The 14,926-nt window shown below is 68.9% G+C and carries 17 protein-coding genes and 1 tRNA gene; 10 read left to right on the top strand and 8 right to left on the bottom strand.

Annotated elements, in window-relative coordinates; translation table 11 throughout:
• Nucleotides 1-2: 2 nt before the first annotated feature.
• From ACNKFW_RS08305 to ACNKFW_RS08295, 3 genes are read right to left on the bottom strand one after another with little or no spacing between them, the layout of a single operon-like run.
• Nucleotides 3-671 carry a uracil-DNA glycosylase gene (locus ACNKFW_RS08305; protein WP_147428136.1) on the bottom strand — a complete coding sequence of 223 codons (669 nt, stop codon included), beginning with the start codon at nt 669-671 and terminating at the stop codon, nt 3-5.
• Entirely contained in the window at nt 664-1,701 is a 1,038-nt protein-coding gene (gene trpD, locus ACNKFW_RS08300; RefSeq protein ID WP_024844972.1) for an anthranilate phosphoribosyltransferase, read from the bottom strand. The genes ACNKFW_RS08305 and trpD overlap by 8 nt, the downstream gene beginning before the upstream one ends.
• Nucleotides 1,698-2,288, bottom strand: a complete 591-nt coding sequence (locus ACNKFW_RS08295; RefSeq protein ID WP_024844973.1) for an anthranilate synthase component II — start codon at nt 2,286-2,288, stop codon at nt 1,698-1,700. Before ACNKFW_RS08295 ends, trpD begins: the two co-directional genes overlap by 4 nt.
• Before the next feature lie 164 nt (nt 2,289-2,452).
• On the opposite strand from ACNKFW_RS08295, the gene ACNKFW_RS08290 reads away from it, so the two are divergent.
• From ACNKFW_RS08290 to trpE, 4 genes are all read left to right on the top strand, one after another.
• Complete coding sequence (locus ACNKFW_RS08290) at nt 2,453-3,379, top strand: hypothetical protein (protein WP_244314575.1); 927 nt, start codon at nt 2,453-2,455, stop codon at nt 3,377-3,379.
• Nucleotides 3,380-3,389: 10 nt separating this feature from the next.
• Nucleotides 3,390-4,565 carry an aminotransferase gene (locus tag ACNKFW_RS08285; protein WP_147428135.1) on the top strand — a complete coding sequence of 392 codons (1,176 nt, stop codon included), beginning with the start codon at nt 3,390-3,392 and terminating at the stop codon, nt 4,563-4,565.
• Nucleotides 4,566-4,688: 123 nt separating this feature from the next.
• Entirely contained in the window at nt 4,689-6,641 is a 1,953-nt protein-coding gene (locus ACNKFW_RS08280; RefSeq protein ID WP_147428134.1) for a peptidylprolyl isomerase, read from the top strand.
• Nucleotides 6,641-8,143, top strand: a complete 1,503-nt coding sequence (trpE, locus tag ACNKFW_RS08275) for an anthranilate synthase component I (protein WP_147428335.1) — start codon at nt 6,641-6,643, stop codon at nt 8,141-8,143. Before ACNKFW_RS08280 ends, trpE begins: the two co-directional genes overlap by 1 nt.
• 155 nt (nt 8,144-8,298) lie before the next feature.
• Here the strand turns inward: trpE and ACNKFW_RS08270 are convergent, their stop codons facing one another.
• From ACNKFW_RS08270 to fabI, 4 genes are all read right to left on the bottom strand, one after another.
• Nucleotides 8,299-8,682 (bottom strand): hypothetical protein, encoded by a 384-nt coding sequence (locus ACNKFW_RS08270; RefSeq protein WP_024844978.1) that lies wholly within the window; start codon nt 8,680-8,682, stop codon nt 8,299-8,301.
• Nucleotides 8,683-8,796: 114 nt separating this feature from the next.
• On the bottom strand, nt 8,797-9,294 hold the full coding sequence (gene gpt, locus ACNKFW_RS08265) for a xanthine phosphoribosyltransferase (protein WP_024844979.1): 498 nt from the start codon (nt 9,292-9,294) through the stop codon (nt 8,797-8,799).
• A 9-nt stretch (nt 9,295-9,303) separates the two neighbouring features.
• Nucleotides 9,304-9,906 (bottom strand): LysE family translocator, encoded by a 603-nt coding sequence (locus tag ACNKFW_RS08260; protein WP_024844980.1) that lies wholly within the window; start codon nt 9,904-9,906, stop codon nt 9,304-9,306.
• A 9-nt stretch (nt 9,907-9,915) separates the two neighbouring features.
• A complete protein-coding gene (fabI, locus tag ACNKFW_RS08255; protein ID WP_147428133.1) occupies nt 9,916-10,743 on the bottom strand; it encodes an enoyl-ACP reductase FabI in 828 nt (275 codons plus the stop codon).
• Between the two features lie 83 nt (nt 10,744-10,826).
• On the opposite strand from fabI, the gene pdxH reads away from it, so the two are divergent.
• The 5 genes from pdxH to ACNKFW_RS08230 all read left to right on the top strand — a co-directional run bounded on the left by pdxH (nt 10,827) and on the right by ACNKFW_RS08230 (nt 13,299).
• Nucleotides 10,827-11,489: a pyridoxamine 5'-phosphate oxidase gene (gene pdxH / locus ACNKFW_RS08250; RefSeq protein ID WP_147428132.1), complete on the top strand. Its 663-nt coding sequence runs from the start codon at nt 10,827-10,829 to the stop codon at nt 11,487-11,489.
• Between the two features lie 131 nt (nt 11,490-11,620).
• A complete protein-coding gene (locus ACNKFW_RS08245) occupies nt 11,621-12,214 on the top strand; it encodes a cold-shock protein (RefSeq protein WP_024844983.1) in 594 nt (197 codons plus the stop codon).
• Nucleotides 12,215-12,300: 86 nt separating this feature from the next.
• Nucleotides 12,301-12,705, top strand: a complete 405-nt coding sequence (locus ACNKFW_RS08240; RefSeq protein ID WP_231486832.1) for a DUF192 domain-containing protein — start codon at nt 12,301-12,303, stop codon at nt 12,703-12,705.
• Between the two features lie 67 nt (nt 12,706-12,772).
• Nucleotides 12,773-12,849, top strand: a tRNA-Pro gene (locus ACNKFW_RS08235).
• A gap of 249 nt (nt 12,850-13,098) precedes the next feature.
• Nucleotides 13,099-13,299 carry a hypothetical protein gene (locus ACNKFW_RS08230; RefSeq protein WP_143091260.1) on the top strand — a complete coding sequence of 67 codons (201 nt, stop codon included), beginning with the start codon at nt 13,099-13,101 and terminating at the stop codon, nt 13,297-13,299.
• Here the strand turns inward: ACNKFW_RS08230 and ACNKFW_RS08225 are convergent.
• Complete coding sequence (locus tag ACNKFW_RS08225) at nt 13,296-13,493, bottom strand: hypothetical protein (protein ID WP_024844985.1); 198 nt, start codon at nt 13,491-13,493, stop codon at nt 13,296-13,298. The two genes, ACNKFW_RS08230 and ACNKFW_RS08225, sit on opposite strands and share 4 nt — an antisense overlap.
• A 172-nt stretch (nt 13,494-13,665) precedes the next feature.
• Between ACNKFW_RS08225 and ACNKFW_RS08220 the strand changes: the two genes are divergently transcribed.
• Nucleotides 13,666-14,922, top strand: a complete 1,257-nt coding sequence (locus ACNKFW_RS08220; RefSeq protein WP_024844986.1) for an aspartate kinase — start codon at nt 13,666-13,668, stop codon at nt 14,920-14,922.
• Nucleotides 14,923-14,926 lie beyond the last annotated feature (4 nt).

Below are 14,926 nucleotides of genomic sequence, written 5' to 3'. Positions count from 1 at the left end.
GTTTACCCCGCGGCGGCGGTTTCGGAAAGGGCCCAGTCGATCACCGGCTCGCCCCGCGACCGCAGCCAGTCGTTGACCCGGCCGAAGGGGCGCGAGCCGAAGAAGCCGCGCCGCGCCGATAGCGGTGAGGGATGGGCGCTTTCGATCACCAGATCCTGCGGACGCGGCAGCCCGGCCAGCGCCTTTTGCGCGTGGCCGCCCCAGAGGATGAAGGTCAGCGGGCGCTCGGCCTGCGCGCGGGCGACGGCCTGCCGCGCCAGCTTCTCCCAGCCCCATTTCGCATGGGCGCCGGCTTGGCCGGGCAGCACGGACAGCGCGGTGTTCAGAAGCAGCACCCCCTGCCGCGCCCAATGGCTCAGGTCGCCGTTCGGGGGGGCGGCGCCGATATCCTCGCGCATCTCGGCATAGATGTTTCGCAGCGAACGCGGCAGCGCGGTTTCCGGCGTGACCGAAAAGGCCAGCCCGTTGGCATGGCCCGGCGTGGGATAGGGGTCTTGCCCCAGGATCACCACCCGGACCTGCTCCGGCGGCGTCAGCTCCAGCGCGGCGAAGACGCGGGCGGGGCCGGGCAGCCAGTCGCGGTCCCGCAACCGGGCCGCGATGGCCGGCCAGTCCTGGCGAAAGAACGGCAGGCCGGCCCAGGCGCCGGGAACGGGGATGGGCTCAGCCATGGGGCTCGGCCGGCGCGCCGACCTGGGCGGCCAGCGCGGCCAGCTTGGCCCTGGCCTTGCCGCTGTCGATGGAATCGCGGGCGATCTCGGCCCCTTCGCGCAGCGATGCGGCCTTGCCGGCGATCAACAGCGCGGCGGCGGCATTCAGCAGCACGGCATCGCGATAGGCGCCCGGCGCGCCGTCCAGCAGCGCCCGCAGCGCCGCGGCGTTCTGCGCCGGATCGCCGCCCAGGATCGCCTCGAACGGATGCACCGGCAGGCCGGCATCCTCGGGCGAGACCTGGAACTCGGTGATCTCGCCGTCCTTGAGCTGCGCCACCCAGGTCGGCTCGGCGATCGAGATCTCGTCGGTGCCGTCGCCGCCATGCACCAGCCAGGCGCATTCCGAGCCCAGTTCGCGCAGCGTCTCGGCCATCGGCCGGTTCCAGACCTTGTCGAAAGTGCCCGTCAGCTGCCGCTTGACCGAGCCGGGATTGGTCATCGGCCCCAGCAGGTTGAAGATGGTGCGGGTGCCCAGTTCAGCCCGCGCCGGACCGACATGGCGCATGGCGGGGTGATGCACCGGCGCCATCATGAAGCAGATGCCGGTTGCGGCCAGCGCGGCCTCGGCGATCTCGGGGGTGCCCATCACGTTCAGCCCCAGATGGGTGATGGCATCGGCCGAGCCGGATTTCGAGGACAGGTTGCGGTTGCCATGCTTGGCGACCGGCACGCCGGCGCCCGCGACCACGAAGGCGGTGGCGGTCGAGATGTTCAGCGTGCCCTTGCCGTCGCCGCCGGTGCCGACGATGTCCATGGCGCCCTCGGGGGCCTTGATGCGGTTCATCCGCGCGCGCATGGCGCGGGTGGCGGCAGCCATTTCCTCGACCGTCTCGCCGCGCACGCGCATGGCCATCAGCAGGCCGCCGATCTGGGCGGGGGTGGCGGCGCCCTCGAACAGGGCGGAAAAGGCTGCCTCGGCCTCGGTCCCGGTCAGCGGCCGGCTGGCGGCCAGGCCGATCAGCGGGCGGATATCGGTCGGCGCGCTCATGCGGCGCGGTCCAGGTTCGAGCAGCGGCGCAGGAAGTTGCGGATCATGTCGTGGCCATATTCCGAGGCGATGCTTTCGGGATGGAACTGCACGCCCTCGACCGGCAGGGTCCGGTGCATCAGCCCCATGATGGTGCCGTCGGCGGCGGTGGCGGTGACGCGCAGGCAATCGGGCAGGCTTTCCGGTTCCACGGTCAGCGAATGGTAGCGCGTCGCGGTCAGCGGCGAGGGCAGGCCGGCGAACACGCCGGTTCCGTCATGGGTGATGGCGTCGGTCTTGCCATGCACGATGCGGCTGGCGCGCACCACCTTGCCGCCGAAGGCCTCGCCGATGGCCTGGTGGCCCAGGCAGACCCCGAACAGCGGCACGCCCTTTTCCGCCGCCGCGCGGATCAGCGGCACGATGATCCCGGCATGGGCCGGATCGCAGGGGCCGGGCGAGATCACGATGCCCTGCGCGCCCATCCCCAGCGCCTCGTCGACGGACAGGGCGTCGTTGCGGCGCACGACGACCTCGGCCCCGGCCTCGCCCATGTAATGCACGAGGTTCCAGGTGAAGCTGTCGTAATTGTCGATGAGCAGGATCATGGTCTGGGCCTTCCGGCTGGGGCGCCTTGCATTGGGGGGTGAACCCCGGAAATTCTGCGGCTATAGATGGGCTAAAGCCTTGCCGCGGGTCAAGAGCGCAGGGCAAGAAAAACCGCGTTGGGGCGCATGTGGCGCGGCATGTGGGGCAGGGGCTGGGCAAGGGCATGGCAAGAGGGTTCGCGACGGGTCTGGTTCATGGCGCGCTGGTCTGCGGCGCGGCGCTGGTCGGGCTGTCGCTGGCGCTGCCGCAGCCGCCGCGCCCCGAGGCACCCGCCGCCGGCCAGGGCCCGGCGGCCGAGACGCTGTCCGTCCCGGCGGGTTCCGGGTTCTCGAACACCAGCGATATGCAGCCGCAGGCCCCCGCGCCGCTTGCCGCCGGGGCGCCGCGCCCCGCCGCGGCCCCGCTGGCGCCGCGCCCGGCCGACGAGCCTGCGCCGGCGCCCGCCGATCCGGCCGGGCTGCGCCCGCTTGCACCCGCCGAAAGCCCCGTCGCGCCCGAGATCGCCTTGCCCGAGGCCGATCCGGTCGACCTGCCCGATCCGGCAGCCGAGGCGCCGGTCCCCGTGCCGCCGCCCGGCCAGGTGGTGGTGCCGGCGCTGGACCGCGCCCCTGAACGCGCCCCTGAACGTACCATGCCGGCCCCCGCGCCCGGGCCGGACGCGGCATCCGCCGACGCGCTGTCCCAACCGGCCGCAGAGGCCCCCGCCGCGCCCGCCGTTTCCGCAGGGTCGGAACCGGCCGCAACTGCGCCCCCACCGCTGCCCGCCGCCCCGCCGCCCGAGCCAGCGCCAGAGGCGCGGCGCCAAGCGGCGCCCGAGGCCCCTGCCGTTTCCGCCGGGACGCAGCCGGCCGGAAGCGCGCATCCGTCGCCGGCCGTCGCCCCAGGGCCCGAGGCATCGGCCGGTCCCGAAGCGGCGCCCGGAACCGGGGCGGCGATGTCCGGTGCCGCGGTGCCGGACCCGCGGGCGTCGTCGCGATCGCCGGAAGCCTCCGGGTCCGGCCAGGAGGAGGGCCCGGCCCGGTCCGCACCCGGCGCCGGACCCGACCTGTCCACCCCGCCCGATTTCGGCGCCTTGCGCCTGACCGACTGAGGCCCGTCCCATGCTGCCGCTGAACCCCGCCCTTGCCGCGACCTTTCGCCCGCCCGTCATGGAGGCGCGGCGCTGGCTTGCCGGCCTGACCTTTCCGCCCGAGCGGCCGTTGATCAATCTCAGCCAGGCCGCGCCGGTCGAGCCGCCGCCCGAGCCCCTGCGCCGTGCCATGGCCGAGGCGGCGCTGGAGCGGGCCGATGCGCATCTCTATGGCCCGGTGCTGGGCCGTCCCGAGTTGCGCGAAGCGGTGGCCCGCGACTGGTCGCGCGCCTATGCCGGCACCATCCGCCCCGAAGAGGTGGCGATCACCCAAGGCTGCAACCAGGCTTTCTGCGCCGCGATCCAGAGCCTCGCCGGGCCGGGGGATGAGGTGATCCTGCCTGCGCCCTGGTATTTCAACCACAAGATGTGGCTCGACATGCAGGGCATCCGCACTGCCCCCCTGCGCTGCGGCGCGGAGATGGTGCCGGACGCGGCCGAGGCGGCCAGGCTGGTCACCGAGCGCAGCCGGGCCATCGTGCTGGTCAGCCCCAACAACCCCTCGGGGGCGGAATACCCGGCCGAGACCCTGCGCGCCTTTGCCGAGCTGGCGCGGTCGCGCAGCCTGGCGCTGGTTCTGGACGAGACCTATCGCGACTTCGACGCCCGCGAGGGCGCGCCGCACGACCTGTTCGCCGATCCCGACTGGGGCGAGGTGCTGATCCATCTCTACAGCTTCTCGAAAGCCTACCGGCTGACCGGGCATCGCGTTGGCGCGGTCATCGCCAGCCCCGCCCGCATGGCCGAGATCGAAAAATTCCTCGACACCGTCGCGATCTGTGCCGGTCAGATCGGCCAGATCGGCGCGGCCTGGGGCATGGCGAACCTGCGCGATTGGCTGGCGGGCGAGCGGGCCGAGATCCTTGCCCGCCGGGCCGCCATGGCCGAGGGCATGGCGCAGCTTCCCGGCTGGCGCGTCAAGGGCTGCGGCGCCTATTTCACCTGGGCCGAACATCCGTTCGACATGCCTGCGCCGGACCTTGCGCAGCGCCTGCTGCGCGAGGCGGGGGTGCTGCTGCTGCCCGGCACCATGTTCATGCCCGAGGGCGACGCGCAGGGCGCGCGCCATGTCCGGATCGCCTTTGCCAATGCCGACCGGGACGGCATCGCGGCGCTGATGCAGCGGCTCGAGGCGTTCCGGCCCTGACCGGCCGACCGGATTGTGACCGGCGGGCAAGGCGGCGCGGCGTCGCGGCTCTTGCCGCCGGGCCCTTGGCACCCTAAAGACTTGCGCTGACTGGCAAGAACAACGGCGGGGCACGGCGACAAGATGCGAGGCAAGGGCAAATCGACGATCGTCTGGTTGCTGATGGGCATGCTGGTCCTGGGGCTGGGCGGCTTCGGCGTCACCAATTTCTCGGGCGGCACGGCCGATATCGGCGCGGTGGGCGATGTCGAGATCTCGGCCCAGGACTATGCCCGCACCCTGCGCGCCGAGATGCAGGATTTCTCTGCCCGCACCGGCCGGCAGATCAGTGCCGCCGAGGCCAAGGCCATCGGCGTGGACCAGGCGGCGCTGGCGCGGCTTTACACCGCCGCGGCGCTGGAGGCCGAGGCGAACCGGCTGGGCGTCTCGGTCGGCGACCAGGCGGTGGCCGAGCAGATCACCGGCATCGCCGCCTTCCGCGGCCTGAACGGCCAGTTCGACCGCGCCATCTATGCCGACGCGCTGCGCCGCGAGGGCATGCGCGAGGCCGAGTTCGAACATGACCTGCGCATGGACATGGCCCGGCTGATCCTGCAGGACGCGGCGCTGGCCGGTGTCAGCGCGCCCGAGCCGGTGGTGGCGCAGACCCAGGGCTGGCTGCTGGAGACGCGCGACATCCATTGGCGCGAACTGACCGCCGAGGATCTGCCCGCGCCGGTTTCCACCCCCGACGAGGCGACGCTGCAAGCCTGGCACAAGGCCAATGCCGACCGCTTCACCGCGCCCGAGATCCGCCAGATCACCTATGTCTGGCTGACCCCCGAGATGCTGGAGGGCGAGGTCGAGGTCGACGAGGCGGCGCTGCGCGAGCTTTACCAGGACCGGATCGAGGAGTTCCAGCAGCCCGAGCGCCGCATGGTCGAGCGGCTGGTCTTCCCCACCATGGCCGCCGCCGAGGAGGCCAAGGCCCGCATCGAGCGCGGCGAGATCACCTTCGAGCAGCTGGCCGCCGAGCGCGGGCTGACGCTGGCCGATATCGACTTGGGCGAGGTGAGCCAGGCCGAGCTGGGTGCTGCGGGCGAGGCGGTGTTTGCGCTGGAGGAGCCCGGCGTCGCCGGCCCGGCCGGTTCCGACCTGGGGCCGGCGCTGTTTTCGATGAATGCGATCCTGGAACCGCTGGACATTCCCTTCGAGGAGGCGCGCGACGACCTGCGGCTCGAGGCCGCGGTGGACCGCGCGCGGCGCCAGATCGAGGAGCGTTCGGACGAGTTCGCCGACCTGCTGGCCGGGGGCGCGGCGCTGGAGGACATGGTCGAGGACACGCCGATGAAGCTCGGCCGCATCGATTGGAGTCCCGGCGCCGAGGCCCACCCGAACGGCATCGACGCCTATCCCGAGTTCCGCCAGCGCGCGGCGCAGCTGAGCGAGAAGGATTTCCCCGAACTGTTCGAGACCGGGGACGGCGGCGTCTTCGCCCTGCGGCTGGACAAGATCGAGCCGCCGGCGCTGATCCCCTTCGAGGAGGTGCGCGAGCGCGTGGCCGAGGATTGGGCGCGCAACGAGACGCATCGCCTGCTGCTCGCCCTGGCCGAGGAGCGCCGCGTCGAGGCCGAGGCGGCCGCCGAGACCGGCATCGAGCCGGCCCCGGCGGCGGCGACCGCGCCGGTCGCCCAGGCCCTCGGCGCCGCCGCGACCGCGCCGGGGACCGAGGCCCCCGCTCCGGCTGACCAGAAGCCCGCCCCCGATCCCGGCACGCCGGCGACCGGCCTTGCCCGCGGCGGTTTCATTAACGGTGTGCCGCAGGACGTGGTGACCCAGGCCTTCGAGATCGCCGAGGAGGGCGCGACCGAGGTGGTCGATGCCGAGAACCGGGTGTTCCTGGTCACGCTGGACAAGATCCACCCGGCCGAGACCAGGGGCGACGAGGCCGCGCAGATCCGCGAGGGCATCTCGGCCCGGCTGGCGGATTCGCTGCGCCAGGACGTCTTCGACTATTACACCCGCGCGCTGCAGTCCCAGGCCGGCATGACGCTGAACCAGACCGCGGTGGATGCGGTGAACGCGCAGGTCCAATGATGGAGATCACCCCGGATTTCGCGTCATTCGAGCGGGGCTGGGCCGAGGGGCGCAACCAGCTTCTGACCATCCGGCTGGCGGCCGACCTGGACACGCCGGTCAGCCTGATGCTGAAGCTGGCCGAGGCCGCGCCCAATTCCTTCATGCTGGAAAGCGTCACCGGCGGCGAGCTGCGCGGCCGCTATTCCTTCGTCGGCATGAAGCCCGACCTGATCTGGGAATGCCGCGACGGCAAGGCCCGCATCAACCGCAACGCCCGCTATTCGGACGAGTTCGCGGGTGACGACCGGCCGGCGCTGGACAGCCTGCGTGCCCTGATCGCGGAAAGCCGCATCGACATGCCGGACGGCGTGCCGGCGGGTGCGGCGGGGCTTTTCGGCTATCTGGGCTATGACATGATCCGCCTGGTCGAGCGCCTGCCCGACGTGAACCCCGATCCGCTGGGCCTGCCGGATGCGATGATGATGCGCCCCTCGGTCGTTGCGGTTCTGGACGGGGTCAAGGGCGAAGTCCTGCTCTGCGCCCCGGCCTGGCACGATGGGGAAACCCCCGCCCGCGCCGCCTATGCCCAGGCTGCCGAGCGGGTGATGGAGGCGCTGCGCGCGCTGGACCGCCAGCCCAGCGAGCCGCGCGCCCTGGGCCACGATCTGAAAATCGGCGAATTGCGCAGCAATTTCAGCAAGGAAGCCTATCTGGCGGCGGTCGAGAAGGCCAAGGAATACATCCGCGCCGGCGACATCTTCCAGGTGGTGCCCTCGCAACGCTGGGCGATGGATTTCCCGCTGCCGCCCTTTGCGCTTTACCGCGCGTTGCGGCGCACCAACCCATCGCCCTTCATGTTCTTCCTGAATTTCGGCGGCTTCCAGATCGTCGGCGCCTCGCCCGAGATCCTGGTGCGGCTGCGCGAAGGCGAGGTGACGATCCGCCCCATCGCCGGCACCCGCCCGCGCGGCGCCACTCCCGAGGAGGATCGCGCGCTGGAGGCCGATCTGCTGGCCGACCAGAAGGAACTGGCCGAGCATCTGATGCTGCTGGACCTCGGCCGCAACGACGTGGGCCGGGTGGCGCGCATCGGCACGGTGACCCCCACCGAACGGTTCATCGTCGAGCGTTATTCCCACGTCATGCATATCGTCTCGAACGTGGTGGGCGAGCTCAACGAAGGCGAGGACGCGCTGTCGGCGCTGCTGGCGGGGATGCCGGCGGGCACGGTCTCGGGCGCGCCCAAGGTCCGGGCGATGGAGATCATCGACGAGCTGGAGCCGGAAAAGCGCGGCGTCTATGCCGGCGGCGTCGGCTATTTCGCCGCCAATGGCGAGATGGACATGTGCATCGCCCTGCGCACCGGGGTGATCAAGGACGGCACGCTTTACATCCAGGCCGGCGGCGGCGTGGTCTATGACAGTGACCCCGAGGCCGAGTTCATGGAGACGGTGAACAAGAGCCGCGCCCTGCGCCGCGCGGCCGAGGAAGCGGCGCGTTTCGTGCGCGGAAACGGATAGGAGAGGGCCGGGCCGGCCCCGGCGATTATGCGTAGCGCGCCCTGGGCCGGCCCGGCGATCCCCGGCCCGGCAAGGCGGCTAGCGGATTGGCGGGGGGCGGTGGTTCCGGCCGGGCAAGTTGCCAGCATCGCTGCGCCCGAATGCGGCAGCAGAAGTCAGTCCCGCCAAAAGGGAATGTCTCTGCGACAGTAATTTCCCACCGCCATCCCCAGCGGCAGCGAGCCGTCGCGCGGTCCCGAACCGAATTCGGACAACCCGGCCCCTTCGGCCTTGCGTGCGGGATCGAGCGTGAAGACGATCCCTTGGCCCGCCTTGCGCGGCTTGGGCGTGGCGCGCCAGATCCGGGCCTTGCCAGGCTGGCCCAGGGCGCGCTGCGCAAAATCGCCCGCGGCGCACCAATAATCGGTGTCCTCGCGCCGAGCCTGGTAGGCGACCGCGATCTCGGTCGGGCCGGCCTGGGTGACGGTCATGCCGTTGCGGGCCATGAAGGCGGCCGCCGGCATCGGCAGCAACAGCGCAACAATGAGGATCGGACGCATCACCGTTTTCCCTCGCAGGACAGGGGCCGCTTCCGGCCCGCCATCCGATGATGCGCCACGACGATCTGCGGGGCAATCCTGAAGCGCCGCGCGCCCGCGACATGCCGCGCGGGATCAATCCTCGCCGCGATAGGGCTGGACGTATTGCAGCGCCATGTCCCAGGGGAAGAATATCCAGGTGTCCTGGCTGACTTCGGTCACATAGGTCTCGACCATGGGCCGGCCCTTGGGCTTGGCATAGACGGTGGCGAAATGCGCCTTGGGATACATGGTGCGCACATGTTCCAGCGTGCGCCCCGAATCGACCAGGTCGTCGACCACCAGGATGCCGTCGCCGTCCTGCATCACCGCCGGGTCCGGAGCCTTCAGCACCGTGACCTCGCCGCGCTCCTGCCCGCCCTTGCCGCGATAGGACTTGACGGAAATCGTGTCGATCACCCGCACGTCAAGTTCGCGCGCGACGATCATCGCCGGTACCAGCCCGCCGCGGGTGATGGCCAGGATCGCGCGCCAGGGGCGATCCTCGAGCCGCCAGGCCAGGGCACGGGCGTCGCGGTGCAGCTGGTCCCAGCTGATATGGAATCCGCGTTCATGGGGCAGGCGATCGTTCATGCTGGCTCCTTAGTGGTTGACGATCAGAAGCAGGCCCAGCAGCGCGATGGCGATGCCGGCGGCCCGGTCGATCCAGAACTTTGCCGCAAAATAGCGCGCGCGCATGAGGGCTGTCGACATCAGAACGGCGACCAGCGCATACCAGAACAGCTCGGTCCCCAGGCAGATGCCATAGATCAGCGCCTGCCGCGCGATCCCCATCGGCTCGGGAAAGACCGACAGGATCAACGCGGCATAGAACAGCGCCGGCTTGGGATTGGAGAGGTTCAGCGCGATCCCGCCCCAGAACCCCTTGCTGGCGCCGCCGGCCGCCGGCGGCAGGGGCAGGGTCGAGGCGCGCCACAGCGTCCAGGCGAACCACAGCAGGTAGAAGCCGCCAAAGACCTTGAGCGCGACGAACAGCGCCGGGTGCAGCCGGAACAGCACCGCCAGCCCGGCCAGCGCGAACAGGCACCACAGCGAGGCGCCCGTGGCCAGTCCAAGCGCATAGGGCAGGGCGCGGGCGCGACCATGCAGGAAGGCGGTCTGCACCGTGGCGATGATCGCCGGCCCCGGCGTCAGGATCGCCAGCGTCAGCGCCGAGACAAGCGCGATGACCTGTTCGGCGCTCATCGCGGAGGATCAGTCCTTTTTCGTCGTGGCGATGTCGGGGGCGTCCACGGCCTTCATGCCGACGATGTGATAGCCGGAATCGACGTGATGGGTTTCGCCCGTCACGCCCGAGCCCAGGTCGGACAAGAGATAGACCGCCGACTTGCCGACATCGTCGATGGTGACGTTGCGGCGCAGCGGCGAGTTCAGCTCGTTCCATTTCAGGATATAGCGGAAATCACCGATGCCGCTGGCCGCCAGCGTCTTGATCGGCCCGGCCGAGATGGCGTTGACGCGGATGCCGTCCTTGCCGAAATCCTCGGCCAGGTAGCGCACCGACGCCTCCAGCGCGGCCTTGGCGACGCCCATGACGTTGTAATGCGGCATCACCCGCTCGGCGCCGTAATAGGTCAGGGTCAGCATCGAGCCGCCGTTCGGCATCATCGCGGCGGCGCGGCGCGCCACGGCGGTAAAGGAATAGACCGAGATGTCCATGGTCATCAGGAAATTGTCGCGCGTGGTGTCGGCATAGCGGCCGCGCAGCTGCTCCTTGTCGGAAAAGCCGATGGCATGGACGATGAAGTCCAGGCTGTCCCAGCGTTCCGCAATGGTCGCGAACAGCCCGTCGACCGAGGCCTCGTCGGCCACGTCGCATTCGGCCAGCAGGTCCGAGCCGATCTGCGCGGCCAGCGGCTCGACCCGGCGCTTGAGCGCCTCGCCCTGATAGGAAAAGGCCAGCTCGGCACCCTGTTCGGCCAGCGCCCTGGCGATGCCCCAGGCGATGGACTTGTCGTTCGCCAGGCCCATGATGAGGCCGCGGCGACCCTTCATCAGCCCATTCCCGCCGTCACTTGACATGATGCTGCCCCTCGCGCTTCTTCGGTTTGCAGCAGGATTAGGCGAACTGCATGGAGGCATCAAGTGTCGGTAAGCAGGCAGACATGAGCGACCGCAGCGGAATTTTCGCCGGCGACGACCCCTTTGCCATCGCCCGCAGCTGGCTGGCCGAGGCCGAAAGGACCGAGCCGAACGACCCCAGCGCCATGGCGCTGGCCACCGTCGATGCCGCGGGCATGCCCGACGTGCGCATGGTGCTTTTGAAGGGGATCGAGGGGGCGGGGGCCGAGGGCTCCTTCGTCTTCTATACCAATTACGAAAGCGCCAAGGGCAGCCAGATCGAGGCGACCGGGGTCGCGGCCTTCGTCATGCACTGGAAGTCGCTGCGCCGGCAACTGCGCGTACGCGGCCATGTCACCCGTGTCGAATCCGACCTGGCCGATGCCTATTACGCCTCGCGTCCCTTGCAGTCGCGGATCGGCGCCTGGGCCTCGCGCCAAAGCCGGCCGCTGGCCAGCCGCGGTGCGCTGATGGGTGATGTGGCGCGGCTTGGGATCAATCTTGGGTTGAATCCCCCGCGCCCGCCGCATTGGGGCGGCTATCGAATCCGCCCGGTCCAGATCGAATTCTGGGCCGATGGCGCCTTCCGCCTGCATGACCGTTTTCGCTGGACAAAACGAGGTTTTCCCGACGAAAGCGGCGACGGACAGGACAATAGTCAAGAAATAATTCAAAGTTTATGGCAAGTCTGCCGTCTTAGCCCTTGATGCGGGTTCGCGATTTATCCATGGTATGGAAAACCTGACCAATCCGGCTCCACCTTCGTTCAGCCTAGACCGAAGGGCGCGGGACCGGAGTTTCGGGTTGTTTCTGGTTTTCTAACGGGTGACAGGACGACATGGAAGAAGACGACGAGCAACAGCGCAAGATCGCGGGCGTCGTGAAATGGTTCGATGGCAGCAAGGGCTTCGGTTTCCTGACCGATCCCGAGGGTGGCGCCGACATTCTTCTGCACGCCAACGTACTGAGGAATTTCGGCCAGAGCTCGGTTGCCGAGGGCTCTCATGTGGTTGCCATCATCCAGAAGACGCCGCGCGGCATGCAGGCGGTCGAGGTGCTGGAGATCACGCCGCCTGCCAGCGAGCCGATGCCCGCCATCGCCGATCTGTGTTCGGCCACGCCGGAAGAGATCGCGCAGCTGCCGCTGCTGCCGGCGCGGGTGAAATGGTTCGACAAGGCCAAGGGCTTCGGCTTTGCCAATATCTTCGCCGAAAAAGCCGACGTGTTCCTGCATGTCGAGGTGTTGCGCCATTCCGGCTTTGCCGATCTGGCCGTGGGCGAGGCGATCGCGCTGCGCGTGGTCGATGGCCGGCGGGGGATGATGGCCGCGCAAATCCTGTCCTGGGAGAAAGCCGCGATCGAGGCGCGGCAGACACAGCCGGGGGGAGCGGCCGCGCTCGCTAAATTGCGGCTGGTCGCGGGCGCGGTATGAAGTTGAGGGCCGTTACGGTTGTTCTTGCTTTTCTTGTCATAAATCAATCCTCGGCCCTTGCGGCCCCGTGTCATCCCGACCGGGCGTTGTTCCAGGGTCGGGGCAAGCCGGTCGAGGTGGCGGTCGAGATCGCGGACAGCGACGAGGAACGCGCGCGGGGCCTGATGTTCCGCCGCGACCTGCCGGCGGGGCAGGGCATGCTGTTCATCTACGAATCGCCGCAGCCGGTCAGCTTCTGGATGCGCAACACGCTGATTGCGCTGGACATGATTTTCATCGACGCACGGGGCGAGGTGCGCCACGTTCATCCGATGGCCAAGCCGCTGGACGAGACGGCGATCGCGGGCGCGGCGCCCGGCGATCCCGCGCCCGAGCGGCTGATGGTGCTGGAGGTGCCGGGCGGCGACGCGGCGCGGCTGGGCATCCATCCCGGCATGGTGCTGTCGCATCCGCGCCTGCCGCAGCAGGATGCGCTGGCGCCCTGCGACTGAAGGTGCTGCGGCCTCTCAGTTTTCCCTTTCCCCCAGCGCGGTCAGCCGCTAGACAGCGCGACAGGTCCGGGGCGTAGCGCAGCCTGGTAGCGCGACGGTTTTGGGTACCGTAGGCCGGAGGTTCGAATCCTCTCGCCCCGACCACCACTCAGTCACCACTCAGTTCCTTCCGACCCTCACCGGTTTGCAGCGCGGTTTGCGGCCTTGTTCCGGATGCCGCCCGCGCCGCTTTCCCGCAGGGATCCGGCGGCGAGCCCGGCGGTTTCCTGCCGAAAAAGCCAGCGTGACTTTGCTGCATCAGCGCCGCTTCATGAAGCTGGGGGCGCCCCCGGTTGTTTTCGGGGTGTCACATTCGTCTGATCGAAGGTGTTTTGATGAGTATGCGAGGTTCTCATGAACGCTTGGTGGAGCGCGTCCGTCTGCATCAACCGGACCCTTGGGGGACAGCAATCAGAGCCGCTTTGCTCGCGCGTCTATCGTCAGCCGCCGTCGCCCTGGCGCAGCGCCTTCATGGCGCTGATGGACCGCGTCTTTGCCGAGACGGCCCATTGCGAGAATATCCATAGCCGCTGGCGCGACCGCAGCGACGCCTAGCGTTTCGCGGCCAGGCTCCGCTCCAGCTGCTCCAGCGCGGCGATGGTGGCGTCATAGCTGTTGCCGGCCTTGGGAAAGCGTGCCTTGCGGCCGCGATAGAAGGCCAGCCATTTCGGCAGCTCCTCCAGGGGATAGGTCGCCGACCAGATCTTGCCGGTCAGGGTGAAGGTGGATTCGTCATGCGTCACTTTCATGCCCGCCCTTTTGCGGTCCTGCGCCGGCGGCATCAAGATGCCGAGCGCGTCGGCGGCCGGGCTGGCAAAATAATGCACCGGAAGGTTCGGGAAATGCCTGCCGCCCCTTGTTCTTTTCCCGTCCCGACCCTAGAAGGCCCCCCTGAAAACTGGTGATGCTGGGGGCAAGGGAATGCCGCTTCTGGTGATGAAATTCGGCGGCACCTCGGTTGCCGACCTGGACCGCATCAAGAACGCCGCGCTGAAGGTTCAGCGCGAGGTCGAGCGCGGCTATGACGTGATCGTCATCGTCAGCGCCATGTCGGGCAAGACCAACGAACTGGTCGGCTGGGTCGAGGCGACCTCGCCGCTGTTCGATGCGCGCGAATACGACGCCGTGGTCGCCTCGGGCGAGAACGTCACCGCCGGGCTGATGGCGCTGACCCTGCAGGAACTGGGCGTGCCCGCGCGCAGCTGGCAGGGCTGGCAGGTGCCGATCAACACCACCTCGCAGCACTCCTCGGCGCGCTTCGTCTCCATCCCTCGCGACAATATCGACCAGAAATTCGCCGAGGGCATGCGGGTCGCCGTGGTCGCGGGTTTCCAGGGGCTCGGCTCGGACAACCGCATCACCACGCTGGGCCGCGGCGGCTCGGATACCACGGCGGTCGCCTTTGCCGCCGCCTTCGGGGCCGAGCGTTGCGACATCTATACCGATGTGGACGGGGTCTATACCACCGATCCGCGCATCACCTCGAAAGCGCGCAAGCTCAAGAAGATCGCCTTCGAGGAGATGCTGGAACTGGCCAGCCTGGGGGCCAAGGTTCTGCAAACCCGCTCGGTCGAGCTGGCGATGCGCTACAAGGTCCGCCTGCGGGTACTGTCCTCGTTCGAGGAAACCGACGAGAACAGCGGCACCCTGGTCTGCGATGAGGATGAAATCATGGAATCGAAAGTCGTCAACGGCGTCGCCTATTCCCGCGAAGAGGCCAAGATCACCTTGGTCACGGTCGAGGACCGCCCCGGCATCTCGGCCGCGATCTTTGCGCCCCTGGCCGAGGCCGGCGTGAACGTGGACATGATTGTCCAGAACATCTCGGAAAAGGATTACGAGGATCACCCCGGTTCGGTGACCGACATGACTTTCTCCTGCCCGGTGAATCAGGTCGCCCGCGCCCGCAAGGCCATGGAGGATGCCAAGGCCGCCGGCCATATCGCCTATGACGACCTGGTCGTGGATACCGAGGTCGCCAAGGTCTCGGTCGTGGGCATCGGCATGCGCAGCCATGCCGGCGTCGCCGCGCGCATGTTCAAGGCGCTGGCCGATGAAAACATCAACATCAAGGTGATCTCCACCAGCGAGATCAAGATTTCGGTGCTTATCGACCGCAAGTATATGGAACTGGCGGTTCAGGCGCTGCATGATGCCTTCGAACTGGAAAAGCCCTGAATCC

This window comes from Paracoccus sp. TD-10 (assembly GCF_048270675.1).
Lineage (GTDB): Bacteria > Pseudomonadota > Alphaproteobacteria > Rhodobacterales > Rhodobacteraceae > Paracoccus > Paracoccus pantotrophus.
The sequence above is the reverse complement of the archived record's forward strand: the minus strand, read 5'-3'. Positions and strand labels throughout refer to the sequence as shown.